Below are 25,817 nucleotides of genomic sequence, written 5' to 3' on the forward strand. Positions count from 1 at the left end.
CGGCAAGAACCTTCAGGGCCGGGGCTTCCTCGGCCCTGTTGCTGTGGTGCGCCAAGCCAAAGGGTGGTGGGACGTATCACGCAAAAATGGGTGCACTGTCGGGGTCGTGATCTCTGAATCACTGGTTGGTTTGGGGGCTTGCGTGGCACCATCACGGTAAAAACAGGTTGCATAACCGGAGCTGTGAATGACCGAGCCTTCCTTTTCGTCTGTAATGCCGTCTGCTCTGCCTGATCAGTCGGTTGATAAAGCAACAGCTCGCCATGTTGTGCTGGCATCCTTTTTGGCATGGATGCTGGATGCGTGTGATTTCTTTATTGTATTGTTTACACTTGATGATGTGGCACGCAGTTTTAACGTTTCCCTGCAAAGCGTTCTGCTTGCCCCAACACTTACACTTGTTACCCGCCCATTGGGGGCATTTTTATGTGGGCGCGCGGCAGACAAATATGGCCGCAAGCCGGTGCTTATTTTAACAATTATCATTTATTCTCTGATCGAACTGGCATCGGCCTTTGCGCCAACGCTTGTAATATTTTTGGTGCTACGCACTCTGTTTGGCATTGCGCTTGGGGGAGAATGGGGGGTGGGCACATCCCTGATTATGGAAAGCGTGCCCAAATCCTGGCGCGGCACGGCTTCGGGCATTTTGCAGGCGGGGTATCCTGCGGGATATCTGCTGGCATCTCTGGTGTTTCTGCTATTGCCCGTTCTGGGGTGGCGTGGGCTGTTTGTGTTAGGTAGTGGTGCTATCTTTTCTGCCCTTTATATCTGGCTACGCGTGCCAGAAAGCCCAGATTGGCTGGCCCGGCAAAAAGCAGATAAACAGCATGGTAAGCTAGCGGAACATATTGGCCTGCTGGCTGTTATAAAAGGAAATCCGGCATTATGCGTTTTTGCTGTCGTATTGATGGCAGCTTTCAATTTTATGAGCCACGGTTCTCAGGATTTATACCCCAAGGTCTTTCTGGCGTTGGAACGGCATGTACCGCCTGCCTCCATTACCACTGTGGTGGTGCTGTATAATCTGGCAGCCATTGCTGGTGGGTTGTTCTTTGGAGTTCTGTCACAAAAAATCGGGCGGCAATATGCCATTGTTCTTGCCGCAGCCCTTACATTGCCTTTGCTGCCATTATGGACACTCCCACACTCCCTGTTCTGGTTGGGGTTGGGGGCAATATGCATTCAGTTCTGTATTCAGGGGGCTTGGGGTGTGGTGCCGGCCTATTTAAGCGAGCTTTCGCCACCTTCCGTGCGGGCTACGTTTCCGGGGCTTGCCTATCAGTGCGGGAACCTTATCGCTGCCAGCAACGCTTTGCTTCAAACATGGTTTGCCACGCAGTTGGGTATGGGGCTGGCGCCTGCACTTATGCTGGCAGTAGGGGGTGGCGCAGTGGTTGTGCTGGTGCTTACACTCCTGAACGCTCGGTTGTATCCGCAACGGATCTAGGCAGCAGGTGGGCGGCTACGCGCAGGAAGGAAAAAACGGTTTGGCTTTTATAAGGTATCTGGGGGCATGTCTGGTGCTGGCTGGCGCAGGGGTGCCATATGCGCGGGCTTACGCCGCAACACAGGCAGAACCGGCAGAACAGCGGATGATCACGCGCAATGTGCCGCCACGCCCGGTGCCACCATTGGCAACGGCACAGGTGCAGGGGGAAGACCAGCACGCAAAGGCGCGCCCGGTAACTCTGTCTGCCCAAGGTTTGCAAGCGGATGTAAAGGTGGCAGACAACCAGCCATGCCCTGCCAATAGCCTGCTTTTGGGGAAGGATGAAAACCCAACACCCGGGCAAACATGCCGTGTTGCCACCCTGGAAGTCACTGCGCCGGAACACCCCGCATTTATCCAGACAATAGGCAGCCTGATGGCGGAAGATAGCGGTGGGCTAATGGACCTGCATCTTTCTCTGTACCAGCTTGCGCCCGATGCGCAGAAAACAATCCTGCCGCAGGTTGTGGTTTCGGGGTACACGGGTGGGGCGCATTGTTGCCAGGCCGCCGCTATTATAGAGGCCGCGCCGCAAGGCCAATGGCGTGTGGTGCCGCTTCCTGCACAAAATGGCGGAGGGGAACCCATAGTGCAGGATGTTGCACGAGATGGCACGCGCCAGCTTATTTATACGGATGAGCGGTTTGATTACGCTTTTGCCTCTCATGCAGGGTCGGCCATGCCAGTGGTGCTGTACCAGTATCAGGATGGCCAGTTGCAGAATGTGACAGCACAGCCGCGTTTTGCCGCCTATTTGCGCAATCAGCTTGCGCAGGATTCTGCACAATGGCGCAAAGCAGGTGTTACAGAAGTAAACGGCTATCTGGCCGCCTATGTTGCCACCAGCGCGAATATAGGGGAACTGAACGCAGGCTGGCGTTACATGATGGCGCGCTATGATAATCATTCCGGTTTTGCAGAAACATGGTGCGCGCTGGATAAATCTGCATGGCCCCAAAGCAAGGATGGTACATCCTGCCCCAAGCAGTTTGTAAAAATCGTGCCGTTTCCGCAAAGTCTGGCGCAGTCTCTGGTGCAATGGGGATACATCACATCACAACAGAGTGCGGCTCTTGGCTATGATGTGGAAAAAATAAAGCAGAACCAGCAGCAGGTTATTTCTTCCACCACCAAAGCATGGCGCACCGCGCATTAACCACATGGCGGCCCTGCTGGCAGGCAGATTTGTGCCAGAACGGAACACGGCCTAAAAGTTGGGTCTGTTTTGCCAAGTTCTGCCAGCGGGAGCGTAATGGAAGATCTGTTTGAAGGGCATAATGTCGGCACTGCCCGCCCTCTGAAACTTTCAGAAGATGTTGTCAGCACCGCAACCTATGGCGGGCCAGACAAATGCTACCGTTACAAGCTCAAACGGGTGTGGGATCCCACGCGCCCGCTGGTAATGTGGCTGATGATGAACCCATCTGTTGCCACAGAATACGGGGATGACCGCACCGTGGCCAAATGCCAGCGTTACGCCCGCGCATGGGGCTATGGCGGCATTTTGGTGGGCAATACCTTTGCGTATCGGTGCACGGATCAGCTTCGGCTTTTGGAAACGCCAGATCCGGTAGGGCCGGAGAATGACAAAGCCCTGCTGGAAATGGCGCAGGAAGCCAGCAAGGTGATTGCAGCCTATGGCACGCCACACCACAAGGCTTTGCTGGCGCGTGGGCCGGAGGTGGTGCACATGTTGCAAAAGCACGGTATTACAGTGGATGCCTTGCGGTTAAGCAAAACGGGTCGGCCGTGCCATCCGCTTTATTTGCCCGCCACTTTGCAACCTGAGCCTCTGCCCGAAATCTGAAGGTAAGAAACAGAAAGCAGCTTTCTGCCCATGAGTCTTGACGCCCGGCCTTGTTCAGTATCCGATGCACAGGAAGATGTCTGATTTCTGCATTTCATGCCAGTCAGGCTGCAAAGTTAAGGGAAATACGCATATTATGGCCTTACAGAACACGCAGGATGCCGCAGGCGGTTATCTGGCATCTGCTGAATTTGCCACCATGCTGGACAAATTGGGGGAAGTGGCCGCACGTACGGGCCTGAACGTGGCCCACGGCCAGCAGGTTATTATTACCGCGCCATTGCATGCTGTGCCGCTGGTGCGCCGGATTACAGAACACGCCTACAAGGCCGGGGCCTCACTCGTCAGCACGTTTTACTCGGATGAGGAAACCACGCTGGCCCGTTACAAATATGCGGCGGAAGATACGTTTGATACCGCAGCAGGTTGGCTTGCTGGCGGGATGACGGAGGCCTTCCGTAACGGCGCGGCCCGCATGGCCATTACAGGCTCCAACCCGGCATTGCTGGCGGGGCAGAATCCGGAACATATTTCCCGCGCCAGCAGGGCTAATTCCCGCGTGAATCGGCCTGCTATGGAAATTATCACCAATTTTGATGTGAACTGGTGCATTGTAGCGGCGGCTTCTCCGGCATGGGCGGCGCAGGTGTTCCCTGATCTGCCCGTTGATGAGGCAGTGGAAAAACTGTGGCAGGCCATTTTTTCCGTCTCGCGCATTACGGGCGAAAACCCGGTGGCAGATTGGGCCGCTCATAATGCCGTGTTGCACCGCCGCGCTGCGTTCCTGAATGATGCGCGCTACAGTGCGCTGCACTTCAAAGGCCCCGGCACAGACCTGATGGTAGGGCTGGCAGATGGGCACGAATGGGCAGCCGGGGCGGAAAAAGCTGGAAACGGCATTGTGTGTAACCCCAACATTCCAACCGAGGAAGTGTTCACCACACCGCATCGCCTCAAGGTGGATGGCACGGTGGCGGCCACCAAGCCGCTCTCACACCAAGGTACGTTGATTGAGGATATTCGCGTCAGGTTTGAAGGTGGACGCATTGTGGAAATGCACGCCAGCAAGGGCGAGGATGTGCTGGCCCGCGTGTTGGATACAGATGAGGGCGCGCGCCGTTTAGGGGAAGTGGCGCTTGTGCCCAATTCCTCTCCTATCTCGCGCAGTGGCATTTTGTTCCAGAACACATTGTTTGATGAAAACGCCGCCAGCCATATCGCATTGGGGCAATCTTACACCAAATGCATGCGTGATACGGCCGGGCAGGATGAGGCCGCATTGGCAGCGCGCGGGGCCAATAGCAGTATGATCCATATAGACTGGATGATTGGTTCTGGGGACATTGATGTGGACGGCGTGGATGCCAAAGGTGAACGCGTGGCATTGATGCGCAAAGGTGAATGGGTGATAGAAGCATGAGACATACTCTAAAACTTTCCTTCCGCTCTGCTCTGCTGGGCGTTATGGGGGCTGCGGCACTTGTGGCTGGCACAGCGGCACAGGCGCAAACAGTTTCCACCGGTGGCAACGGTGCCCCCAATTTAACGCCAGAGCAGGTAGCAACCTTGCAGCATGATATGGATACCGCGCTGCATTACCATCTGGCCCCCGATGTGCTGCCACGCCTGACCACAACCCTGAAGGAAATTCAGGCCGCTGGTATTCAGCCGCCCTCACGCTTCGGGATGTCTCTGAACCAGCAGATTGCTCTTGTGCAGCAGGTGCCGGGTTTAGAACCGATTTTGCAAAAGAACGGTTTTTCATCACATGATTTTGTTATGAGCCTGACCTGCGTGGGCCTGACGGGCAGCTTGATGAACGTGCCCCCCAACCCCAGCAACACCAAGATGCCACAGCCTGAACCCGCCAATGTGGCCATTCTCAAATCCAACCCGCAGGATTTGCAAAATCTGGTTACGGTTCTACGGTCTGCCCATCAGGCCGGTGGTGCGCTTTCGCACTAATTTCAACGCATACATATTGGTGTGTAAGAAAATGGCAGGTTTTTCCTGCCATTTTTTGTTTGTGGCTGTTCAGTTTTTCTTCTGGTGCGGTTTGGCATGGCATGTTTCTGCTTTGGGCAAATCCAGCGTATGCAATGTGCCCTTCATGCGGAAATCGCCAAAATCCAGTGTCAGATTATCAGAAACACCATTGGCAAAATAGCGCATGCCCATTTCATATTCCGGCATCATGTTTGGTGGCGTGCGTGCAAAAAAGGCCACATGCACGTGGCCAGATTGCAGGGCGTTCAGGGCAGAAAAATCTGTGGGCGGCGTTGTCTTGCCCCAACCCAAAAGCGTTATGTAGGTATCTGTTGCACCATCTGGTGATGTGCCATCAAAAATAGGGGCCGAAATCTCGGTTTTTCCGCTTCGGGCGGCATCCAGAATGGAAACTGTATGCTGGATGGGGAACAACGTGCCTGCCGGAAGTGTCAGTGTTTTAGCCAAGGGTTTTTCATAGTGCGCTGTGCCAGATCCATCGGGGTGCAATGTGGCCTCACCACGCAGGTTTTGCAGTAGCTTGCCGTTGGATGTTTCCATGGTGCGAAAAATCAGGCTATGCCCATCCGCACTTTCAAAGGTGGAATAATCAGAAATCATGTGTTCCACGCCGTTTTGGCGTGTCACACTTTGAATATCCAGCCGTTGCTGGGTGGACCATCCGCTGCACCCGTGTCGCACGCTGTAAAGCATGGTGCCTGTGGCAGAGAGCGTTTTGCCACCAGATGTTTCTGTCAGCGTCAGGTCATACACAGCCCGTTGCGAGGCAATCTGGTTAATATCTGCTGCAGAAAAAGATGGTCCAGTGGTGGGTGTAACATTGGGGTGGGGCGCCACGGGAGCTGTGCTTTGTGCCCCTGTGCCAGAAGGCACCACAGCACCGGCTGTTTGTGCATGTGCCAAGTGTAACGGAACGCTCACAACACCACCCAACATTACAAACGCAACAGCCCTGCCTGCCGCATAGGCTTTATACGCCCGCGTGGCGCAAAAATTTCGGGCAAGGGGTGGGATCAGTGGCAGGCGGCGTAAACGTCTCATACATGGCACAAAAAAACATCCGGCGCGGTCTTGCAACCACCCGGATGCCAAAAGGGCCGGGGTGTGGCCCTTTTACATGCATATGTGAAAGCCCGATTAGTCTTTTTTGACAGCGGGCTTCAGGTTCAGCGCGAGGGAGAGTTCCTTCAGGCGTTCTGGCGGCACAGGGGCCGGGGCGCCCATCATCAGGTCTTCACCCTGCTGGTTGAGCGGGAACAGAATCACTTCACGGATGTTCGGCTCATCAGCCAGCAGCATCACAATACGGTCCACACCCGGGGCAGAACCACCATGCGGCGGCGCACCGTAGCGGAAGGCGTTGAGCATACCGCCAAAGCGGGCTTCTACTTCGCTTTCCGGGTAACCGGCAATTTCAAAGGCGCGGATCATCACATCCGGCAGATGGTTACGGATAGCGCCGGAGGAAAGTTCGATGCCGTTACACACAATGTCATACTGGTAAGCCAGAATATCCAGCGGATCCTTGGTGTTCAGCGCTTCCAGCCCACCCTGCGGCATGGAGAACGGGTTATGAGAGAAGTCAATCAGTCCCGTTTCTTCATTCAGCTCGTACATCGGGAAGTCCGTGATCCAGCAGAAACGGAAGGCATCCTTTTCAATCAGATCCAGCTCTTCAGCAATGCGGGTGCGCACAAGGCCAGAGAACTTGGCCACATCATGCCCCTTGCCAGCGGCAAAGAACACGGCATCACCCGGCTTCAGCCCCAGCTTGGTGCGAATGGCTTCTACACGGTCGGCTTCAAGGTTCTTGGCAATCGGGCCCTGGCCACCTTCTTCCGCAAAGGTGATGTAACCCAGACCACCAGCTCCGTTTTCACGCGCCCAGGCGTTCAGCTTGTCATAGAAGGAGCGGGGGCGGCCACCAGCGCCGGGGGCCGGAATGGCGCGCACTTCACCACCATCGGCAGCAATGCGGGCAAACAGGCCAAAGCCGGAACCGGCAAAATCTTCCGTTACATCTGTAATCAGCAGCGGGTTGCGCAGGTCTGGCTTATCAGACCCATACACCTTCATGGCGCGAGCGTAGGGAATACGCTCAAACGGTGCGGTGCTTACGGCGCGGCCCTTACCGAATTCCGTAAACAGGCCAGACATCACTTCTTCCAGAACGGCAAAGATTTCGTCCTGCGTGGCAAAGGCCATTTCAAAGTCGAGCTGGTAGAACTCACCGGGGGAGCGGTCCGCGCGGGAGGCTTCATCACGGAAGCACGGAGCAATCTGGAAGTAGCGGTCAAATCCGGCCACCATGGCAAGCTGCTTGAACTGCTGCGGAGCCTGCGGCAGGGCGTAAAACTTGCCGGCATGGGTGCGGGAAGGCACCAGAAAGTCACGTGCGCCTTCGGGGGAGGATGCTGTCAGGATAGGGGTCTGGAACTCGGTAAAGCCCAGATCCGTCATGCGGCGGCGCATGCTGGCAATAATGGCGGAACGCAGGCGGATGTTGGCGTGCACCTGCTCACGCCGTAGATCAATATAGCGGTAACGCAGGCGCAGCTCGTCAGAATAATGCTCCTGCCCGGCAACCTGTAGCGGCAGCACAGCGGCGGAGGACTGAACAACCAGCTCACGCGCGCGCAGTTCAATATCACCGGTGGCAAGGTCTGGGTTGCGGGTGGTTTCATCACGCAGCACCACCTCACCAGTTACGGTTATCACGCTTTCCACGCGCAGGTGCTCGGCAGTTTCCATAACGGGGGAACCGGCGGGAATCACAATCTGTGTCAGGCCCGTTTCATCGCGCAGGTCAATAAACAGCAGCCCGCCGTGGTCCCGCTTGCTATGCACCCAGCCTGACAGGCGCGCGGTGGTGCCGGCATCGCTGGCGCGAAGGGCCGAACAGCTGTGGGAACGGTAAGGATGCATGGTCTTGTCCTGAAATCTGGCCCGGCGTTGCAGCAGGGGCGGTTTTTGGCAATGATTCCGTTGTGCCCGGAGGAAGCAGGGGAGCAGCGCTTATGTCAAGGCCACACTGTATATCTTGCGTCTTATAGGTTGCCTTGCCCGCGCACGCAGCTACGCAAATCTGCGGCCAATGTGGCAATGGCTTCAGGTTTGGCATCCCATGCAAACATAAAGCGGCAGATACCTCCAAAAAACGTGTAAAAGCGCCAGCCACGGGCGCGCAATTCATTCATCACAGGTTCGGGCATCAGCAAAAACACGGCGTTGGATTGCACGGGCCATGCCAGTTTAACAGTGGGAATATCCTCCACCGCCTGTGCAAACTGGTGTGCGCTGGCATTGGCATGGCGGGCGTTTTCCAGCCATGCGCCGCTGTGGATCATGGCCAACCACGGGGCAGACAGAAAGCGCATTTTAGAGGCAATTTGCCCGCCTTGCTTGGCGCGCTCGGCAAAGCCCTGGGCCATGCTGCGTTTAAAAAACACCACGGCTTCCCCCATGGCCATGCCGTTTTTGGTGCCGCCAAAACTCAGGGCATCCACGCCAGATTGCCATGTTATGGCCGCGGGTGTGCAGCCCAGTGTTGCAATGGCGTTGGCAAAGCGTGCGCCATCCATATGCAGCTTCAGGCCATGATCATGGCAGGCATTGGCAATGGCCCGAATCTCATCCACGGAATACACAAGCCCGTTTTCCGTAGGCTGTGTAATGGTTACCACAGCGGGGGTGGAGGCTTGCGGGCTGCTGGCGCGGCGGGCGGCCAGTTTTATGGCTTCTGGTGTCAGCTTGCCATCTGGGGTGGGGGGCGTAATCAGCTTGGCACCCCCGGTAAAAAACTCTGGCGCCCCGCGCTCGGATGTTTCGGCATGCGCGACTTCCGAGGCAATAATGCTGCAATAGGGCGGGCATAATGTTGCCAGCGCCAGTGCATTGGCTGCGGTGCCTGTCAGCACAAAAAAGACTGCGGCTTCAGGCGCTTCAAACACATCTGCCACAGCCTTGGCGGCAAGGCGTGTCCAGGCATCATCCCCATATGCGGGGGTGGATCCTTTGGCGGCACGGTTTATGGCTTCCAGTGCTTGTGGGCATAGGCCAGCATAATTGTCACTGCCAAACTGTTGTGGGGGCGTGGCGGCTTGGGGCAGGGACATAGCAGGTTTCTCCAGCGTGGCGATGGGGCAACAGGTGCCAAAGCCTGTTCTATAGCACAAGCCATGCCTTGCTCCTGCACAGCTTTTGCTGTAAGGCGCAGCCACTGCGTGGGCACCCCTGGAGGCCCGCGTGATTGGTTTTTTATGGAGAAGTCAACGTGTCCAAGATTACATCTATTGAAGTTTCGGCGCGCGCGAAGGCTGGTAAGGGGGCAGCGCGGGCAACGAGACGTGCAGGCCTTGTGCCCGGCGTTATCTACGGCGGCAAGCAGGAACCCACCCTTATTGCGATTGACCCGCGCATCATCATCAAAGGGATCCAGACCTCCGGCTGGCGCTCCCGCGTGTATGAAATCAAGGTTGGTGGCAAAGCAGAACGCGCGCTGGTGCGTGATGTGCAGCTGCACCCGGTGAAGGATTCCCCCGTTCACGTTGACTTCATGCGTCTGGCTCCCGGCTCTCGCGTGCATGTTGAAGTGTCTGTGCACTTTGAAAACGAAGAAGCCTGCCCCGGCATCAAGCGCGGCGGTGTGCTGAACGTTGTGCGCCACACCATTGAAGTGGACGTGCCGGCAGACAACATTCCGGAATTCTTTACGGTTGACCTGTCCAAGCTGGACATCAACGACAACGTGCGTTGGGAAGACGTAAAGGGCACCGAAGGCACAACCCCGCTGACCCACGAAGAAAACTTTGTGGTGGCTTCCATTGCCGCACCAAGTGTGGACACCACAGAAGCTGCTGAAGAAGAAGCCACGACAGAAGAAGCCGCTTCCTGATCGCGAAGCCGGTTTATTCGGAGTGTCTGTTAGGTGTGGGGGGTGCGTGCAGATGCGCGTGCCCCCCATGCTGTTCATAACGTTGTAGGTGGAATCAGCAATGCTGCTCTGGGTTGGGTTGGGTAATCCCGAATCCTCCATGCGTCGGCACCGGCACAATGTTGGCTTTATGGCGGTGGAAGCCATAGCCCGTAAGTACGGGTTTACGCCATGGCGCAACCGCTTTAAGGGCGAGGTTGCCGAGGGCCGCATAGGCGGGCAGAAGGTTTTGCTGCTGCTGCCCATGACCTATATGAACAAATCGGGTGAGAGTGTGCAGGAAGCTGCCGCCTTTTACAAAATTGCACCCGAAAATATTACCGTTTTTCATGATGAGCTGGATCTGGCACCGGGCCGCCTGCGCATAAAGCGTGGGGGAGGGGCCGCGGGGCATAATGGTTTGCGCTCTACAGATAAAATGTTGGGCACGCCGGAATACTGGCGTGTGCGCATAGGCATTGGCCACCCCGGCGCCAAGGAACGGGTGCACGGCTGGGTGCTGGGCAATTTTACGGAAACAGACCGGCAGGAATGGCTGGAACGGCTGCTTGATCGCATGGCCGATGCCGCACCCCTGTTGGCAGATGGGCGGGCAGACCAGTTCATGACAAAGGTTGCACTGCCGGAAGGGAGCAAGGGCTGATGGGTTTTAACTGCGGTATTGTCGGGCTACCCAATGTGGGTAAATCCACGCTGTTTAACGCGCTTACGGCCACGGCCACGGCGCAGGCAGCCAATTATCCGTTCTGCACGATCGAGCCCAATACAGGCCGCGTGGCTGTGCCAGACCCCCGGCTGGACAAGCTGGTGGAAATTGGCAAATCGCAGCGCGAAGTGCCCACCAGCCTTGAGTTTGTAGATATTGCTGGCCTTGTGCGCGGGGCTTCCAAAGGGGAAGGGCTGGGCAACCAGTTTTTGGCCAACATCCGTGAAGTGGACGCCATTATCCATGTGCTGCGCTGCTTTGAAGATGATGACATCACCCACGTTGAAGGCGGCGTGGACCCGGTGCGTGATGCCGATATTATTGAAACGGAGCTGATGCTGGCGGATCTGGATTCGCTGGAAAAGCGTCTGCCCAATCTGGAAAAGCGCGCCCGCAACCGGGATGCCGAAGCCACAGCCCAGCTTGCTGTTATGGCGCCGCTGATGGAAGCGCTGCGAGAAGGCCGCCCAGCCCGCACCGCCATTCCGGCAGGGGAAGAAGAAGCCGTACGCCGCCTGCAACTGCTTACCACCAAGCCGGTGCTGTATGTGTGCAACGTGGATGAAGACTCCGCAGCAACCGGCAACAAGTTCTCAGAACAGGTGCAGGCCAAGGCCGCGGCAGAAGGTGCTGCTGCCGTTATTGTGTCTGCCGCGATTGAGGCCGAAGTCAGCCAGCTTGAAAATGAAGAACGGCGCGAATTTCTGGAAGGTCTGGGCCTCAATGATAGTGGGCTGGATAGGGTTATTGCCGCTGGCTACAAACTTTTGGGCCTGTGCACCTACTTTACCGTAGGCCCCAAGGAGGCCCGCGCCTGGACAATTACCGCAGGCACCAAGGCCCCGCAGGCTGCCGCCGTTATTCACAATGATTTTGAGCGTGGCTTCATTGCATGTGAAACTGTCGCATATGATGATTACGTTCAGTATGGTGGGGAAGCCGGCGCCAAGGAAGCAGGCCGCCTGCGTATTGAAGGGCGAGATTACGTGGTGCAGGATGGCGATGTGCTGCTGTTCCGCTTTAACGTCTAACAGCCACGCACAACCACAAATGATAACTTGATGGCCTGCCATCACCGGCAGGCCAGATAGAAAGATGGAGATAGGAACGCCGTTATGAACGCGGAGGGTGAGAGTAAGCTGCAAGGGGTTACAACGGCTTCGGCCAATCTCGTGCAGAATGTTCCAGCGCAGGCACAGGGGCAGGGGCCAATGGCTGCCTTGGCCCATCGTGCACGGCTGGCGGCCCGCACACTGGCGCAAAGTTCTTCCGCTACGCGGGATAAAGCCCTGTGGGCTGCGGCTGCGGCATTACGGGAGGCTTCTCCAGCCATTCTGGAAGCCAACGCGCAGGATCTTGCCGCCTCCACCGCCAATGATGCGTTCCGTGATCGGCTTACCCTTACGCCCGAACGGGTGGAAGCCATGGCCCGTGGTCTGGAAGAAATTGCAGACCTGCCAGACCCCGTAGGCCGTGTGCTGGAGGAATGGACACGCCCTAACGGCCTGCGCATCCGCCGCGTTGCCACCCCTGTGGGTGTTATCGGCATGATTTATGAAAGCCGGCCCAATGTGGGGGCAGATGCCGCCGGGCTGTGCATTAAATCCGGCAATGCCGTGTTGCTGCGTGGTGGGTCGGAAAGCCTGAACAGCGCACGCGCCATTCACGCCGCCATGCAGGCTGGGCTGCGTTCTGCCGGTTTGCCGGAAGATGCCGTGCTGATTGCCCCAGATGCCAACCGCGCCCATGTGGCGGAAATGCTCACGGCTTCTGGCCTGATTGATCTGATTATCCCACGTGGTGGGCGTTCCTTGGTGGAACGTGTGCAGCGCGAGGCCCGCGTGCCTGTGCTGGCTCATGCTGAAGGGCTGTGCCACACTTATATTCATTCCGCTGCAGATTTTGCCATGGCCCGCCGCATTGTGCTCAACGCCAAAATGCGGCGCACCGGCATTTGTGGCTCAACAGAAACCCTGTTGATAGATGCGGCTATTGCGCCAGCACTGTTGCCGCAGATTGTGGCAGATCTGGCAGAAAAAGGCTGTACCTTTAAGGCGGATGCCGAAGCCCGCGCCATTATGCCCGATCTGCCCGCCGCAACGGAAAAAGACTTTGCCACAGAATGGCTGGATGCGGTTTTGAACATTGCCGTGGTAGATGGTGTGGATGAAGCACTGGACCATATCGCGCAGTATGGATCTTCCCACACAGAAGCCATTGTGACAGCGGATGAAAACATGGCCATGCGGTTCATGAATGGTGTTTCCAGCGCTGTGGTGATGTGGAATGCCTCCACCCAGTTCTGTGATGGGGGTGAGTTCGGCTTTGGTGCGGAAATTGGCATTGCCACTGGTCGCTTCCATGCCCGTGGCCCAGTGGGTGTGGAGCAGCTGACAACCTTCCGTTACGAAGTGATTGGCACCGGGCAGGTACGCTCCTGATTTTGCGGCCATGCAGCCAACAGTACAGGGCGCATATGTGCCGGTAAACCCCGCATTACATCCGGCCATAATGCCTTGTGCACGTGGCACTGTTATTCCCATATGGGGGGATAACAGATGCCTGCGTATTGGGCTGTTGGGGGGCTCTTTCAACCCTGGTCACAAAGGGCATCAGGCTATTGCGCGGCGTGCGTTGGCAGTGCTGGGGCTGGATCAGGTGTGGCTTATGGTTTCACCCGGCAACCCCCTTAAAGATGGACGGCCAGATATGGCACCCTTGTCCGCACGCTTGGCCACGGCCCGCCAACTGGCAGATGGGCGGCGCATTATTGCCACGGATATCGAAAGCCGAATCGGTACACGTTATACAGTGGATACAGTGCGGGTGCTGCAAACGCGCTTTCCGCGTGCACGGTTTGTGTGGCTGATGGGCGCTGATGGTCTGGCCACCTTGCCACGCTGGAAAAACTGGCGACAGCTTGTGCATAGCGTGCCACTGGCGGTTTTCCCTCGTCCGGGGCAAAATGCGCGGGCCTTGCATGGGCTTGCCGGGCGATATCTGGCCCGCTGGCGGGTGCCTGCATGGCGTGCGCGTGCCCTTGCGGAACTTTCTCCCCCAGTCTGGGCTTTTCTTCCTGGGGCACAAAACAGTATATCTGCAACAGCTATTCGTCAGCAGGGCGGATTCACCGTCGCAGCCGGCCAACCCCATACCCCCGATACGCTTTAAAGATCAGGAGAACGGTTATTCCTACCAAGCCCCCCGCCGAAACATCAGCACATTCCCGCTCCGCCGCCCCGTCCACCAAGGGGCGGGCCGCTTCGGTACGTGCTCCCAGTGCCGGGGCTGCTGCGCCCGGTTCCGTGCGTAAAAAAGCTGCTGCGGCAGGCCCCAAGGCCACCACCAAGCGTGAGGCCGTGGCCCCGGATATGCTGGATCAGTCTCTGGCGCTCATCACCGCCAGCCTTGAAGATGACAAGTCCGAAGATATTGTGGTGATCGACCTTGCAGGCCGAGCCTCCTTTGCAGACCGGATGGTGATTGCCACAGGTCTGGCAGACCGTCAGATTTCCGCCATGGCGCAGCATATTGAACGCAAGCTGCGTGATATCGGTATCAAGCGCGTGATGGTGGAAGGCGCTAACGGGTCTGACTGGGTGCTGTTGGATACGGGCGATATTGTGGTGCACCTGTTCAAGCCGGAAGCACGCACGCTGTATGGGCTGGAAAAAATGTGGGGCAAGGAACTGGATGAAGGCGCAGAAGGCAACGTGACCCGTCTGTAATCGCCCGATTCATGATGTTGTTCTCTGATTTTTCAGTGCGTATGGGCGCACCGGCATGAGGCTGGTGGCCATTGGGCGTATGAAGGATAAATCCGAGCGGGCGCTGGTGGAACGGTACCTCAAGCGCCTGCGCCCCAAGCTGGATATTATAGAACTACCAGATGGGCGCGGTAGCCCGGATGAAATCAAACGGCGCGAGGCACAGGCCATTCTGGCAGCCTGCCCCGCGCAAAGCCACGTTGTGGTGCTGGATGAAGCCGGGCGCAATTTCAGCAGCCCGGATTTTTCCAATGCCGTGCAAGGCTGGCTCACGGCTGGCCGCACCCCTTGCTTTGTTATTGGCGGGGCTGAGGGGCTGGATGCCTCGGTTATCCAGCGGGCCGATGCGTCCATGTCCTTTGGCACACTCACATGGCCGCATATGTTGGTGCGGATTATGCTGGTGGAACAAATCTACCGCGCGCAGGCCATTGCTGCGGGGCATCCGTATCATCGTTCCGGGCGGCCATAAGGGGCTGCTGGCTGCTTTTAGGGCATGGCGGCAGTGAACCGCGGGGTCTGCCTGCATGGGGGCAGACCTGATAGCGTCCGGCCTTTCCTGAACAGACCGGACTGAAGATACATGACAGACGTTCTCTACACTCCGGATGCCCTGCGGCAGTTGCAGCACACAGGCAACGCCGTTCTGATAGATGTGCGTTCGGAAGAAGATTTTGCCAAAGGGCATATTCCCGGTGCCGTGAACATGCCGGATATTTTTACCTATCTGGCAGAAACATCAGAAAGCGGGCTGGCCAGCCTACAACAGAAGTTTTCATCGCTGTTTGCGCAATATGGTCTGGATGGCAGCAAAACAGCAGTTGTGTATGAAGATGCCTTGCATACACGTTATGGCGCATCCTGCCGTGGATACTGGATCTTGCAGTATCTGGGTTATCCCAAGGTTGGTATTCTGGATGGCGGCCTGCGGGCGTGGCTGGCCTCTGGCGGCACACTGACGCAGGATGTGACGCACCCGGCTCCCACACAGTTTCCGCTCTCTATCAACCACGCGCTTATGGCCACGCGGGAAGATGTGTTTGCGGCCCTTACCAACCCGTCCATCAAGCTGCTGGATAACCGTGACAAGGTAGAATGGCTGGGTGAAAGCTCATCACCTTACGGGGTGGATTTTGCGCCGCGCAAAGGGCGTATTCCCGGTGCTGTGTGGATTGAATGGTATAGCTTCATGCACACGCAGGATCAGGAAGCACGCTTTAAAACACCGGAAGAAATTCGGGCCTTGGCGGCCACGCGCAACCTGTACCTGGATGATGATATCATTATCTACTGCTTCAAGGGCGCACGTGCTGCCAACACCTATGTGGCGCTGGCTTCTGCCGGGTTTACCAAACTGCGCATCTATATGGGATCATGGAACGAGTGGTCTCGCCATGCGGATATGCCCATAGAAGATGGCGTGCCACGGGCTTCTGTGCCGTATCGCCCGCAGCAGGGCTGAGGCGGTTAGAGGTTTTCCGAATCTGTAAAGGGGGCGGTGTCATGCTGGCGTTGCTCCCATTTGCGGCAGGCCGTGCGCAACACCGTTACAAACCGCGTAACCAGCGGCATGTTTTGCCCGGTGCGGATGGCAACCGCCAGTGTGGCACGGGGTGCGGGCTCACTAATGGCATGAAACGTCACCCCGCCAGCATGAATCTGGCTGAGTGAGCGCGGCACAACAGAAACCCCAAGCCCCGCCGCCACCAAAGGTACGGTGCCCGCAATTTGTGGGGCCTGCTGGCCCATTGTGGGGGTAACGCCCGCAAGCTGATAGGCCGACAGAATGGCATCATGAAAGCCCGGCCCCAACTCACGCGGGAAGATAATCAGCGGGTCATCCGCCACCATATCCAAACTGATCACCGGTTCCTTTGCCAGTCTGTGGCCACGGGGCAGGGCAATGACTGTGGGTTCATCCAGCAGGTGAAAAACCGAGAGGCGTGAGGGATCGGTAAACGGCGGGCGGATAATGGCAATATCCACGCTGGGTTCGTGCAATGCCGCGCACAGGGCAGGGGTGTTGCTTTCTTCTAAAGAAAGCGTGACATCAGGCGCCATTTCCCGAAACCGGCGGATGGTAAGCGGAATAACCGGCAACAGCGGCACAGCCCCGGCCAACCCTACGCGAATATGCCCTCTTTCCCCCCGCGCCAGGCCTTCTGCCGTGGAAAGAAATTGTGCCTGCAAATCCAGAATGGTGCGGGCGCGGGGCAAAAGCACTTCGCCAATTTCTGTTAGCTTCATGCCGCGAGTCTGCCGCTCAAACAGCGTCACGCCCAGATTGCGCTCAAGCTGGCGGATTTGCTGGCTAAGGGGCGGTTGCTCAATCCCCAATGCCTCTGCAGCATGGGTAATGCTGCCATGTTCAGCAACAGTGACGAAGTAGCGCAGGTGCCTGATATCCATAAGGTATATGTAATACATATGGATAACGTGTTCAATATATATTGGAAGACTGGTTCGCAGTGTTATAACGTGCTGCTGAAACGAACTTAAACCACCATGCGTTTGTGGGAGTATTGCAGCATGAAAAAACAGTCGGTGATGGACATGGATGTCCGCTCTTCTGCCCTTGGCAACGGCGTGCTGAAAAAGCCTGTTGCAAACCGTTTGTACCAGACCTCCACCATGGCCGCCCTGCTGGATGCAGTGTATGATGGTGAAACCACGCTGGATGAACTGCTCCAGCATGGTAACTTCGGTCTAGGCACATTCAACGCCCTTGATGGCGAAATGATTGTGACGGACGGCGTGGTGCGCCAGTTCCGTGCTGAAGGTCTGGCCGCAGAAGTGCCCGGTTCTCTTAAAACGCCGTTTGCCTGCGTGACGTATTTTGAACCGGAAAAAACGGTTACCATCGATTCCCCCAAAACCAAGGAAACGTTTGAAGAGCTGGTGGACAGCCTGCTTGGTAACCCCAACCTGTTTGGTGCCGTGCGCTTTACGGGTGAATTCCAGCGCGTTGATACCCGCACGGTGTTCTGCCAGTGCAAGCCGTATCCGCACATGCTGGAAGTGGTGAAAAAGCAGCCCACCTGCACCATGGAAAACGTTATGGGCACCATGATCGGCTTCCGCACCCCGGTTTACATGCAGGGCGTGAATGTTGCGGGCTACCACCTGCACTTCCTTTCTGAAGATAGCAAACGTGGCGGGCACGTTACGGAATATCGCCTTGTGCGCGGTAAGCTGGAAGTGGCTTCCATTTCCGATCTGGAAATTCAGCTGCCCCGTACGGAACAGTTCGCCAAGGCTGATCTGAACCCTGAAAGCCTGAGCGAAGCCATCCGTATTGCAGAAGGCGGCTGAGCCTCCATTCACTGAACATTTTTAACGGGGCTGCTGAAAAAACAGCTTTCTGGCAGCCCAGTTTTTGCAGGACAGAACTGAAATGACCAATCCGGCAGACAACGCCGCTCAGTGCGGTGCGGAGCTTATTGTCAAAAATCTGGAAGCCCACGGCGTCAAGCATGTCTTCGGTATTCCGGGTGCAAAGGTGGACCGTCTGTTTGATGCGCTGGTGGATTCCTCCATCACCACCGTTGTTACGCGGCATGAACAGAACGCAGCCTTTATTGCAGGTGGCCTTGGCCGCCTTACCGGCAAGGCAGGCGTGTGCATTGCCACATCCGGCCCCGGTGCTTCCAACTTTGTAACCGGCCTTGCCACCGCCAATTCTGAAGGCGACCCGGTGCTGGCTATTGGCGGCGCCGTAAAGCTGGCAGACCGCCTGAAGCTGACACACCAGACCATGGATACGGTCAACCTGTTCAAGCCCATCACCAAATACAGTGTTGAGCTGACAACCCCGGTTGCCATTTCTGAAGTCATGGCCAACGCTTTCCGCTTTGCAGAAGGCGGCCGTCCCGGTGCTGCTTTTGTCAGCACGCCTATGGATGTGCTTTCCATGCCGGCCCATGCGCCGGTTTTGGCTGGCCGTCCGCTGCCGCGCGTTGGTGGTGCCCCGGCTGATGTAATTGCAGAAGCCGCAACCATGCTGAAAAACGCCAAGCGCCCCGTGGTTCTGCTGGGCATGCTGGCCAGCCGTCCAGATGTGGCAGACGGCGTGCGCGCTTTTGTAAAAGAAACCGGCGTGCCGGTTGTGGGCACCTATCAGGCTGCCGGTGCGGTTTCTGAAGATCTGGTGGACCGTTTTGGTGGCCGCGTTGGCCTGTTCCGCAACCAGCATGGTGATCAGCTTCTGCACGAAGCCGATGTTGTTGTGGCTATTGGCTACAACCCGGTGGAATATGATCCGTGGCTGTGGAACGTGAATGATGACCGCAAGATCATCAACGTGGACATCGTTCCTGCAGAACTGGATAACGCCTACGTTCCGGCCATTGAGCTGATTGGTGAAATTGCACCGACGCTGACAGTGCTGGCAAAGGATTCCGGTAAGCTGGCCCGTGCACCAGAGCTGGAAGGTGTGTTGGAAGGCTACAAGAAAGCCCGCTCAACAGCCTTGTTGGAAGCCCGTAGCACCAGCAACAATGCGGTGCATCCGCTCCAGATCGTGCGTGAGCTGGAACAGTTTGTAACCCCGGATATGACACTGTGCTTGGATATGGGCACCTTCCATATCTGGCTGGCGCGTTATCTGCTGTCCTTCCGGGCGCGTCAGGTGCTTATCAGCAATGGCCAGCAGACAATGGGCGTGGGCCTGCCGTGGGGTATTGCCGCAAGCCTGCTGAACCCGGCGCAGAAAGTGCTGTCCATCTCTGGTGATGGTGGGTTCATGATGTCCAGCATGGAACTGGAAACGGCTGTGCGCCTGAAGTGCAACCTGATCCACATGGTCTGGATTGATGAAGCCTACAACATGGTGGAAATGCAGGAGCAGAAGAAATATGGCCGCGGTTCCGGCGTGAACTTTGGCCCCATTGATTTTGCAAAATATGCAGAAGCCTGTGGCGCAACGGGTATTAACGCCACCACGGAAGATGAAGTGCGTCAGGCTCTGCGTACGGCCATGGATGTGGAAGGCCCGGTGGTAATTGCCGTGCCGGTTGATTACTCTCACAACCATCTGCTTATGCAGCCGCTGGCGCAGTTGGGTGAAACGAATGCCGCAGCCTAAAGCTGCGCATAAAAAGCAGGCCTGAATTTTTTTGCTGATATGCGCGTTGCTTGTTTTGCAAGATCACTCATTTTGTTATAACAAGCAACGCAGCATGACAGGAATTCGGGCCAGCAATGCAGATGTTATCACTCTGCCTGATTGTGAATTCCCCTGCATATTTCTGCCAGTCTATCAGGGTAGGGGAATGAACAGATCCTTTCAGCCGTACAAAGTGTGTATACAACGCGGCAATGGTATGTGTGCCATTGCGCAGGTTGTGGCACACTGGCCAAAACGGCAGCACAGGGGGCAGGCGTAAATGGCAGTAACATCTGTAGATACGGCAGGCGGCAAAACACGGCGCGGTGCGGCTGTTTTGCTGGAAGTGCTGCGCAGCGAAGGGGTTGAATACATATTCGGCAACCCCGGCACTACGGAACTGCCGCTGATAGATGCCCTGCTGGAAGTGCCCAATGTGCACTATGTTCTCGGCCTTCAGGAAGCCAGCGTGGTGGCCATGGCAGATGGGTATGCGCAGGCAGCCCGCAAGCCGGGGTTTTTAAACCTGCATACGGCAGGTGGCTTGGGCCACGGTATGGGCAATCTGCTTAATGCCAGTGTGTCCCAAACCCCATTGGTGGTTACCGCCGGGCAGCAGGATTCCCGCCATACCATTTCTGATCCGCTTTTGTTTGGTGATCTGGTGCAGATTGCCCGCCCTGCCGTAAAATGGGCGCAGGAAGTGGCCCATGCAGATCAGCTTCCTGTTTTGCTGCGCCGCGCTTTTCATGATTCTACCGCCGCGCCGACTGGGCCGGTGTTTCTGTCACTCCCCATGGATGTGATGGAAGAAATGAGCAGCGTGGATATTGGAGAACCCTCCACTATCAACCGTCAGGCCGTGGCGGGTGGGCTGCCAGAACTGGCGCAAGCTCTTACAGCCCTGCGCCCCGGCAAGGTGGCCATTATTGCGGGGGATGAGGTCTATGCCTCTGATGCCGCAGCAGAAGTGGCCGCCGTGGCGGAATGTCTGGGTGCGCCGGTTTATGGCTCATCGTGGCCATCACGCATCCCGTTTGCCACCGCGCATCCGTTGTGGTGCGGCAATCTGCCTACGCAGGCTACGGCCATTGCGGAAAAGCTGAGCGGGTATGACGCCATTTTCGCATTGGGTGGCAAATCCCTTATTACCATTCTGTACACAGAAGGCCCGGCCCTGCCGCCATCTTGCGCGGTGTATCAGATGTCTTCCGATGTGCGGGATCTGGGGCGTACGTTCTGGACGCCGCTTTCTGTGGTGGGGGATATTCGCGCCTCCTTGCAGGCTTTGTTGCCCATGTTGCAAAAGGCCGCGGCTCCGCAGCGTGCGGCATATGCAGCATCAGGCCAGAAGGTGGCAGAAGCCCGCCGCGCACAGCGTGCACAGGCTGTGGCAGAAGTGCTGGCCCATCCGGCAGATGCAGTTATCTCTCCACGCGTGGCCGCGTGGGAAGTTGTGCGCGCCATCGGCCCGGATATTGCCATTGTGGATGAGGCCATTGCCACCTCATCCGATGTGCGACTGTTTTTAGAAAGTGCATGGCCTGCCCAGTATTCCTTTTTGCGGGGTGGGGCATTGGGCTGGGGCATGCCTGCGGCTGTTGGGGCCTCACTTGGCCTGGGGCGAGACAGAGTGGTCTCATTGGTGGGGGATGGGGCAGCCCTGTATTCCCCACAGGCGTTGTGGACAGCCGCGCATGAAAAGCTGCCCGTTACTTTTGTTGTGATGAACAATCGCGAGTACAACGTGCTCAAGAACTTCATGCGGCAGCAAAACAACTATATCTCTGCGCAGGAGGGGACATATCCCGCCATGGATATTGTTGATCCACAAATAGACTATCAGGCTCTGGCCCGGTCCATGGGGGTGCCTTCCAGCAGAGTAACGCGGGCAGCGGATATTGCGCCCACGCTGGAAGCAGCATTGGCGACCGATGGTCCCGCGCTTGTTGAAATTATGATTGCAGCGGGCTGAGAGTGTCAGGCTTGCAAAAACCGGGGGTGCGTATGAAAATCGGGTTGTTTATTCCCTGTTACATAGATGCGTTTTATCCAAACGCAGGGATTGCCACATTGGAATTGCTGGAAAAGCTGGGCCAGGATGTGGAATATCCCACAGAACAAACCTGCTGCGGCCAGCCCATGGCCAATTCAGGCTGTAACAGGGATGCGGCCTCTGCTGAGGCGCTGTTTGTCAAACTCTTTGCCAAATACGATGCCATTGTCATGCCGTCTGGCAGTTGCACCCACCATGTGCGGGACAACTTTGATGCCATTCCGCAAACGGATGAAGTGCGGCATGTGCGTGAAAACACTTTTGAGCTGGTGGAATTTCTGCACGATGTGCTGAAGGTGGATAACTTCCCTTGGGCAGAGTTCCCACACAAGGTGGGCCTGCACAACAGCTGCGGCACCCTGCGCGCCCTGCGCACGGCCAGCATGTCCGAACTGGGTGAACCTTTCTTCTCCAAGCCGATGGATCTGCTTTCCAAGGTCAAGGGCATTTCCTTTGCCCATCCCAAACGGCCGGATGAATGCTGTGGTTTTGGCGGCACCTTCTCGGTCACGGAAGAAGCCGTTTCCGCCAAAATGGGGGTAGATAAGGTAACAGATCATCACAAGGCCGGGGCGGAATACATTGTTTCTGCCGATACGTCCTGCATGATGCACCAGCAGGGGTGTGCGGAACGGGCCGGGGTTCCCATCCGCTTCATTCATATTGCTGAAATTCTGAACGGAGCACGGGAATGAAGGTCAAACCAGTCAATCACGCTCTGGCGGCTGAAAAGTTTATTGAAGACGTTGCTCATGAAACTTTTCATGATGAACGCCTGTGGGACCTACGCCAGAAGCGGGATGAACAGATGCACATTCTGCCAGAATGGCAGGAATTGCGCACCCGTGCCTCCCAGATCAAGGAACACACGCTGGCCAACCTGCCCGAATATCTGGAGCAGTTTGAGGCCAACGCCAAAAAGAACGGTATTCATGTTCATTGGGCAGCCGATGGCGCGGAGCATAACCGTATTGTTGGCGAAATTCTGGAAAAACACGGCGTCAAATCGCTTATCAAAAGTAAGTCGATGGTCACCGAAGAATGCCAGATGCGTGAGTATCTGGAACCACGCGGCATTACGGTAACCGAGACAGACCTTGGCGAGCGTATTCAGCAGCTGGATAACCAGATGCCCAGCCATATTGTGGTGCCAGCCGTGCATAAGCTGATACCGGATGTGGCCAAGATTTTTGCCGAGCACTATCACACAGACCCGAACGACAACAGCGCGCAGTCTTTGGCATGGCAGCAGCGTCTGGCCGCGCGCCCGGTTATTCTTTCTGGTGATGCCGGGATGACAGGCGGCAACTTTGTGGTGGCGGAAACGGGTTCCTTCGTGGTCTGCACCAATGAAGGCAATGCCGATCTGAGCGCCACGGTGCCAAAATTGCATATTGCCACCATTGGGATCGAACGCCTTGTGCCGCGTATGGCGGATATGGGTGTGTTTATCCGCCTGCTTTCCCGCAGTGCGCTGGGTTCTCCCATTACGCAGTACACCACGCATTTCCGTGGCCCGCAAAAGGGTAGTGAAATGCACGTGGTGCTGGTGGATAATGGCCGCTCCCATCGCCTTGGCATGCAGGATTTCTGGACATCGCTGAAATGTATCCGCTGCGGTGCGTGCATGAACACCTGCCCGGTGTATCGCCGTTCCGGTGGTCTGTCCTACGGTGCGGTGTATTCCGGCCCGATTGGCGCAATTATTGACCCCACCTTTAACGAGCGCAAATACAGCACGCTGCCGTTTGCTTCCACCATGAACGGAAGCTGCACCAATGTGTGCCCGGTCAAGATCAACATTCACGAGCAGCTTTACAAATGGCGGCGTGTGTTGGCTGAACACCATGAACTGCCGTTTGTAAAACGTGAGATCATGCATATGGCAGGCAAACTTATGGGCCAGCCCAAGCTGTACCGCGCCGCCATTAACGGCACGGAAGTGGCGCTGAGCACGATGCCGCGCTTTGTGCTGTATAACTGGCTGAACCCGTGGGGCAAGCACCGTGAACTGCCGCACCCCGTCAAAACCACCTTCAACAGCTGGTACAAGAAAAACCGCCTGAACAAGCAGAAGGAAGGGGAAAAAGCATGAGCTCGCGTGATGCCATTCTAGCCCGTTTGCGGGATAACCGCCCAGACCCCAACGCCCATCCGCTGCCCCCCGTTGCCAAGCTGGGGGATATGGATGCGGGTAAGGCGCGGTTTGAAAACAGCCTGCAAATTATTGGCGGCCAGATACTGGAACCACAGGAAAACGATACGCTGGCCACGGCCATTGCGCGTACTTTTCCGGATTCCAAGGTGATCTGTTCTGCGGTGCCGGATTTTGAAGGCACAATTCGGATTGAAGATCTGGATTCTCCGCAGCAGGCGGCTTCGGTGGATGTGCTAGTGGTGCGCTCACCTTTCGGCATTGCCGAAATGGGCTCCATCTATTTGAGCGAAGCGCAGTTGAATAACCTGAACTCCGCCGCCCATCTCACGCAGCATATTGTGGTTATTCTTTCCCCCAAGAATCTGACTGCAAACATGCACACGGCCTATATTGACCGCCCCGAATTCCATACCGCCAATTATGGCGTGCTGATGAGTGGGCCTTCCGCCACAGCGGATATTCAGGGTGTGCTGGTGCGTGGTGCACAGGGTGTGCGCACGCTTTCCGTGTGGTGGGAAGACTAAACCCTGCCAGCCTGAAAAACAGCGTTTCTTCAAAAAGCCGGAGTGGGTATCAGCCTGCTCCGGCTTTTTTGTATGTGCGCAGCAGGCGGTGCGCTCTTGTATTATTCGTTAACACATCGCACAGAATAAAGGGCAGGCTTTGCCTGTGCATGGTTGAAAAGTGTGGTGCGAGGATAAAACAGGGGCGCAGATATGGTGGAGAAAAACACAGCAGCAGCGCCCATTCTGGCAGGCGCAGGCATACGGCATGGTGGCACGGGGGCGCCTCGGCTTATCGGGCTGGGGCTGGTGGCCTCGGCGTTGTTTTCTGTCACCTTTGTGCTCAACAGGTCTATCAGCCTGCACGGCGGGCACTGGGTGTGGAGCGCTGCACTCCGGTATATTGAAACCGCTTTGCTACTGTTGGCGTGGGGCTTTGTGGCCAAAGGCGCGCGCTGGTTGGGGGCAATCTGGCACCTGTTCTGGCAAAAGCTGCGCTTCTGGCTGGTGGCAGGAGGCATTGGGTATGGTGCCTTTTACGCGTGCTGCTGCTTTGCGGCCAATCATGCGCCCGGCTGGATAGTTGCGGCCACATGGCAAAGCACCATTCTGGCCACGCCTGTGGTGCTATGGGCTTTTGGTGGCAAGGTACCCTTACGCGGTGTGGCGTTTCTGGTGCTAATTTTTGCCGGTATCGTTATTCTCAATGCAGGGCGGTTGGAAGCTGGCGTACCGCTGGCACAAATTGCCTCTGGCGTGGTGCCGTTGCTGGTGGCGGCGTTCTGTTACCCTATAGGCAACCAGTTGCTTAATCGGTTCCGGCATCAGGCAGGGCCGCATGCTGCGCTGTTGCAAGATCCACTGACCGCTGTTTTGCTGATGACACTTGGTGCCCTGCCATTTTTTGCGGGACTTTTGTTGCTGGTGCGCCCCCCATTGCCAGATATGGGGCAGATAACATCCACGGGCCTGATTGCGCTATTTGCAGGCTGCTTGGCCACGCCACTATTTACCTATGCCCGCAACCTTTCATCAGATCCGTATCTGATTGCCGCCGTGGACGCCACACAGGCGGGAGAGGTTGGGTTTACATTGGCGGGGGAAGCCCTGCTGCTTGGCAGTGTGTCACTGGGAATGGCAGATTACGTGGGCCTTATGGCCGTTATGGGTGGCTTGATTGGCTTTGCCGTAAGTGAGGAAACCGCGCCCGAACCCTGAATACAAAAACGGGTGGGAGCATTGCTGTCACCACCCGTTTTTAAAACGCTATGTTGTGAGCGGTAT

Annotated in this window: 24 protein-coding genes; 20 read left to right on the top strand and 4 right to left on the bottom strand. The window is 56.7% G+C overall.

What is annotated here, in order from left to right; all coding sequences use genetic code 11:
- The first annotated feature begins 187 nt into the window (after nucleotides 1–187).
- The 5 genes from CSR02_RS00830 to CSR02_RS00850 all read left to right on the top strand — a co-directional run bounded on the left by CSR02_RS00830 (nucleotide 188) and on the right by CSR02_RS00850 (nucleotide 5,264).
- Nucleotides 188–1,450 carry an MFS transporter gene (locus CSR02_RS00830; RefSeq protein WP_099540146.1) on the top strand — a complete coding sequence of 421 codons (1,263 nt, stop codon included), beginning with the start codon at nucleotides 188–190 and terminating at the stop codon, nucleotides 1,448–1,450.
- Nucleotides 1,451–1,490: 40 nt separating this feature from the next.
- Nucleotides 1,491–2,648, top strand: coding sequence for a thylakoid lumen protein (locus CSR02_RS00835; protein ID WP_099540189.1), 1,158 nt, complete (start codon nucleotides 1,491–1,493; stop codon nucleotides 2,646–2,648).
- 96 nt (nucleotides 2,649–2,744) lie between these two features.
- Nucleotides 2,745–3,299 carry a DUF1643 domain-containing protein gene (locus CSR02_RS00840; RefSeq protein WP_099540148.1) on the top strand — a complete coding sequence of 185 codons (555 nt, stop codon included), beginning with the start codon at nucleotides 2,745–2,747 and terminating at the stop codon, nucleotides 3,297–3,299.
- 136 nt (nucleotides 3,300–3,435) lie between these two features.
- Nucleotides 3,436–4,719 (top strand): aminopeptidase, encoded by a 1,284-nt coding sequence (locus CSR02_RS00845; protein ID WP_244176706.1) that lies wholly within the window; start codon nucleotides 3,436–3,438, stop codon nucleotides 4,717–4,719.
- Nucleotides 4,716–5,264, top strand: coding sequence for a hypothetical protein (locus CSR02_RS00850; RefSeq protein WP_099540152.1), 549 nt, complete (start codon nucleotides 4,716–4,718; stop codon nucleotides 5,262–5,264). Before CSR02_RS00845 ends, CSR02_RS00850 begins: the two co-directional genes overlap by 4 nt.
- A gap of 69 nt (nucleotides 5,265–5,333) precedes the next feature.
- On the opposite strand, the gene CSR02_RS00855 is transcribed toward CSR02_RS00850, so the two are convergent.
- The 3 genes from CSR02_RS00855 to CSR02_RS00865 all read right to left on the bottom strand — a co-directional run bounded on the left by CSR02_RS00855 (nucleotide 5,334) and on the right by CSR02_RS00865 (nucleotide 9,421).
- Complete coding sequence (locus CSR02_RS00855; RefSeq protein WP_099540153.1) at nucleotides 5,334–6,347, bottom strand: cell envelope integrity EipB family protein; 1,014 nt, start codon at nucleotides 6,345–6,347, stop codon at nucleotides 5,334–5,336.
- A 96-nt stretch (nucleotides 6,348–6,443) separates the two neighbouring features.
- Nucleotides 6,444–8,231 (bottom strand): aspartate--tRNA ligase, encoded by a 1,788-nt coding sequence (aspS, locus tag CSR02_RS00860; RefSeq protein ID WP_099540155.1) that lies wholly within the window; start codon nucleotides 8,229–8,231, stop codon nucleotides 6,444–6,446.
- Between the two features lie 122 nt (nucleotides 8,232–8,353).
- Nucleotides 8,354–9,421: a threonine aldolase family protein gene (locus CSR02_RS00865; protein ID WP_099540157.1), complete on the bottom strand. Its 1,068-nt coding sequence runs from the start codon at nucleotides 9,419–9,421 to the stop codon at nucleotides 8,354–8,356.
- A gap of 158 nt (nucleotides 9,422–9,579) precedes the next feature.
- Between CSR02_RS00865 and CSR02_RS00870 the strand changes: the two genes are divergently transcribed.
- The 8 genes from CSR02_RS00870 to CSR02_RS00905 all read left to right on the top strand — a co-directional run bounded on the left by CSR02_RS00870 (nucleotide 9,580) and on the right by CSR02_RS00905 (nucleotide 16,174).
- Nucleotides 9,580–10,200, top strand: a complete 621-nt coding sequence (locus tag CSR02_RS00870; RefSeq protein WP_042787181.1) for a 50S ribosomal protein L25/general stress protein Ctc — start codon at nucleotides 9,580–9,582, stop codon at nucleotides 10,198–10,200.
- Between the two features lie 100 nt (nucleotides 10,201–10,300).
- Complete coding sequence (gene pth / locus CSR02_RS00875) at nucleotides 10,301–10,882, top strand: aminoacyl-tRNA hydrolase (protein WP_003625001.1); 582 nt, start codon at nucleotides 10,301–10,303, stop codon at nucleotides 10,880–10,882.
- On the top strand, nucleotides 10,882–11,976 hold the full coding sequence (gene ychF / locus CSR02_RS00880; protein WP_003625000.1) for a redox-regulated ATPase YchF: 1,095 nt from the start codon (nucleotides 10,882–10,884) through the stop codon (nucleotides 11,974–11,976). Before pth ends, ychF begins: the two co-directional genes overlap by 1 nt.
- An 84-nt stretch (nucleotides 11,977–12,060) precedes the next feature.
- Nucleotides 12,061–13,386 (top strand): glutamate-5-semialdehyde dehydrogenase, encoded by a 1,326-nt coding sequence (locus CSR02_RS00885; RefSeq protein ID WP_099540159.1) that lies wholly within the window; start codon nucleotides 12,061–12,063, stop codon nucleotides 13,384–13,386.
- Nucleotides 13,387–13,396: 10 nt separating this feature from the next.
- Nucleotides 13,397–14,116, top strand: a complete 720-nt coding sequence (locus CSR02_RS00890) for a nicotinate-nucleotide adenylyltransferase (protein ID WP_099540161.1) — start codon at nucleotides 13,397–13,399, stop codon at nucleotides 14,114–14,116.
- 134 nt (nucleotides 14,117–14,250) lie between these two features.
- The gene (gene rsfS, locus CSR02_RS00895; protein WP_099540163.1) at nucleotides 14,251–14,673 is read left to right on the top strand and encodes a ribosome silencing factor; all 423 of its coding nucleotides are present in this window, start codon (nucleotides 14,251–14,253) and stop codon (nucleotides 14,671–14,673) included.
- A gap of 55 nt (nucleotides 14,674–14,728) precedes the next feature.
- Nucleotides 14,729–15,184 carry a 23S rRNA (pseudouridine(1915)-N(3))-methyltransferase RlmH gene (locus CSR02_RS00900; RefSeq protein WP_099540165.1) on the top strand — a complete coding sequence of 152 codons (456 nt, stop codon included), beginning with the start codon at nucleotides 14,729–14,731 and terminating at the stop codon, nucleotides 15,182–15,184.
- A gap of 111 nt (nucleotides 15,185–15,295) precedes the next feature.
- The gene (locus CSR02_RS00905) at nucleotides 15,296–16,174 is read left to right on the top strand and encodes a sulfurtransferase (RefSeq protein ID WP_099540167.1); all 879 of its coding nucleotides are present in this window, start codon (nucleotides 15,296–15,298) and stop codon (nucleotides 16,172–16,174) included.
- Between the two features lie 5 nt (nucleotides 16,175–16,179).
- Here CSR02_RS00905 and CSR02_RS00910 read toward each other — a convergent pair whose 3' ends face one another.
- On the bottom strand, nucleotides 16,180–17,121 hold the full coding sequence (locus tag CSR02_RS00910) for a LysR family transcriptional regulator (RefSeq protein WP_099540191.1): 942 nt from the start codon (nucleotides 17,119–17,121) through the stop codon (nucleotides 16,180–16,182).
- 96 nt (nucleotides 17,122–17,217) lie between these two features.
- On the opposite strand from CSR02_RS00910, the gene budA reads away from it, so the two are divergent.
- From budA to CSR02_RS00950, 7 genes are all read left to right on the top strand, one after another.
- Nucleotides 17,218–18,024: an acetolactate decarboxylase gene (gene budA / locus CSR02_RS00915; protein WP_003624984.1), complete on the top strand. Its 807-nt coding sequence runs from the start codon at nucleotides 17,218–17,220 to the stop codon at nucleotides 18,022–18,024.
- Between the two features lie 82 nt (nucleotides 18,025–18,106).
- Complete coding sequence (gene alsS / locus CSR02_RS00920) at nucleotides 18,107–19,795, top strand: acetolactate synthase AlsS (RefSeq protein ID WP_099540168.1); 1,689 nt, start codon at nucleotides 18,107–18,109, stop codon at nucleotides 19,793–19,795.
- A 301-nt stretch (nucleotides 19,796–20,096) separates the two neighbouring features.
- Nucleotides 20,097–21,791, top strand: a complete 1,695-nt coding sequence (locus CSR02_RS00930; RefSeq protein ID WP_099540172.1) for a thiamine pyrophosphate-binding protein — start codon at nucleotides 20,097–20,099, stop codon at nucleotides 21,789–21,791.
- Nucleotides 21,792–21,823: 32 nt separating this feature from the next.
- Nucleotides 21,824–22,567, top strand: a complete 744-nt coding sequence (locus CSR02_RS00935) for a (Fe-S)-binding protein (protein WP_042787039.1) — start codon at nucleotides 21,824–21,826, stop codon at nucleotides 22,565–22,567.
- Nucleotides 22,564–23,967: a lactate utilization protein B gene (locus CSR02_RS00940; protein ID WP_042787038.1), complete on the top strand. Its 1,404-nt coding sequence runs from the start codon at nucleotides 22,564–22,566 to the stop codon at nucleotides 23,965–23,967. Before CSR02_RS00935 ends, CSR02_RS00940 begins: the two co-directional genes overlap by 4 nt.
- Nucleotides 23,964–24,554, top strand: a complete 591-nt coding sequence (locus CSR02_RS00945; RefSeq protein ID WP_042787037.1) for a LutC/YkgG family protein — start codon at nucleotides 23,964–23,966, stop codon at nucleotides 24,552–24,554. Before CSR02_RS00940 ends, CSR02_RS00945 begins: the two co-directional genes overlap by 4 nt.
- 192 nt (nucleotides 24,555–24,746) lie before the next feature.
- Complete coding sequence (locus tag CSR02_RS00950) at nucleotides 24,747–25,751, top strand: multidrug resistance efflux transporter family protein (RefSeq protein ID WP_099540174.1); 1,005 nt, start codon at nucleotides 24,747–24,749, stop codon at nucleotides 25,749–25,751.
- Nucleotides 25,752–25,817 lie beyond the last annotated feature (66 nt).

It is taken from the genome of Acetobacter pomorum, from assembly GCF_002738225.1.
GTDB classification, from domain to species: Bacteria; Pseudomonadota; Alphaproteobacteria; order Acetobacterales; family Acetobacteraceae; genus Acetobacter; species Acetobacter pomorum.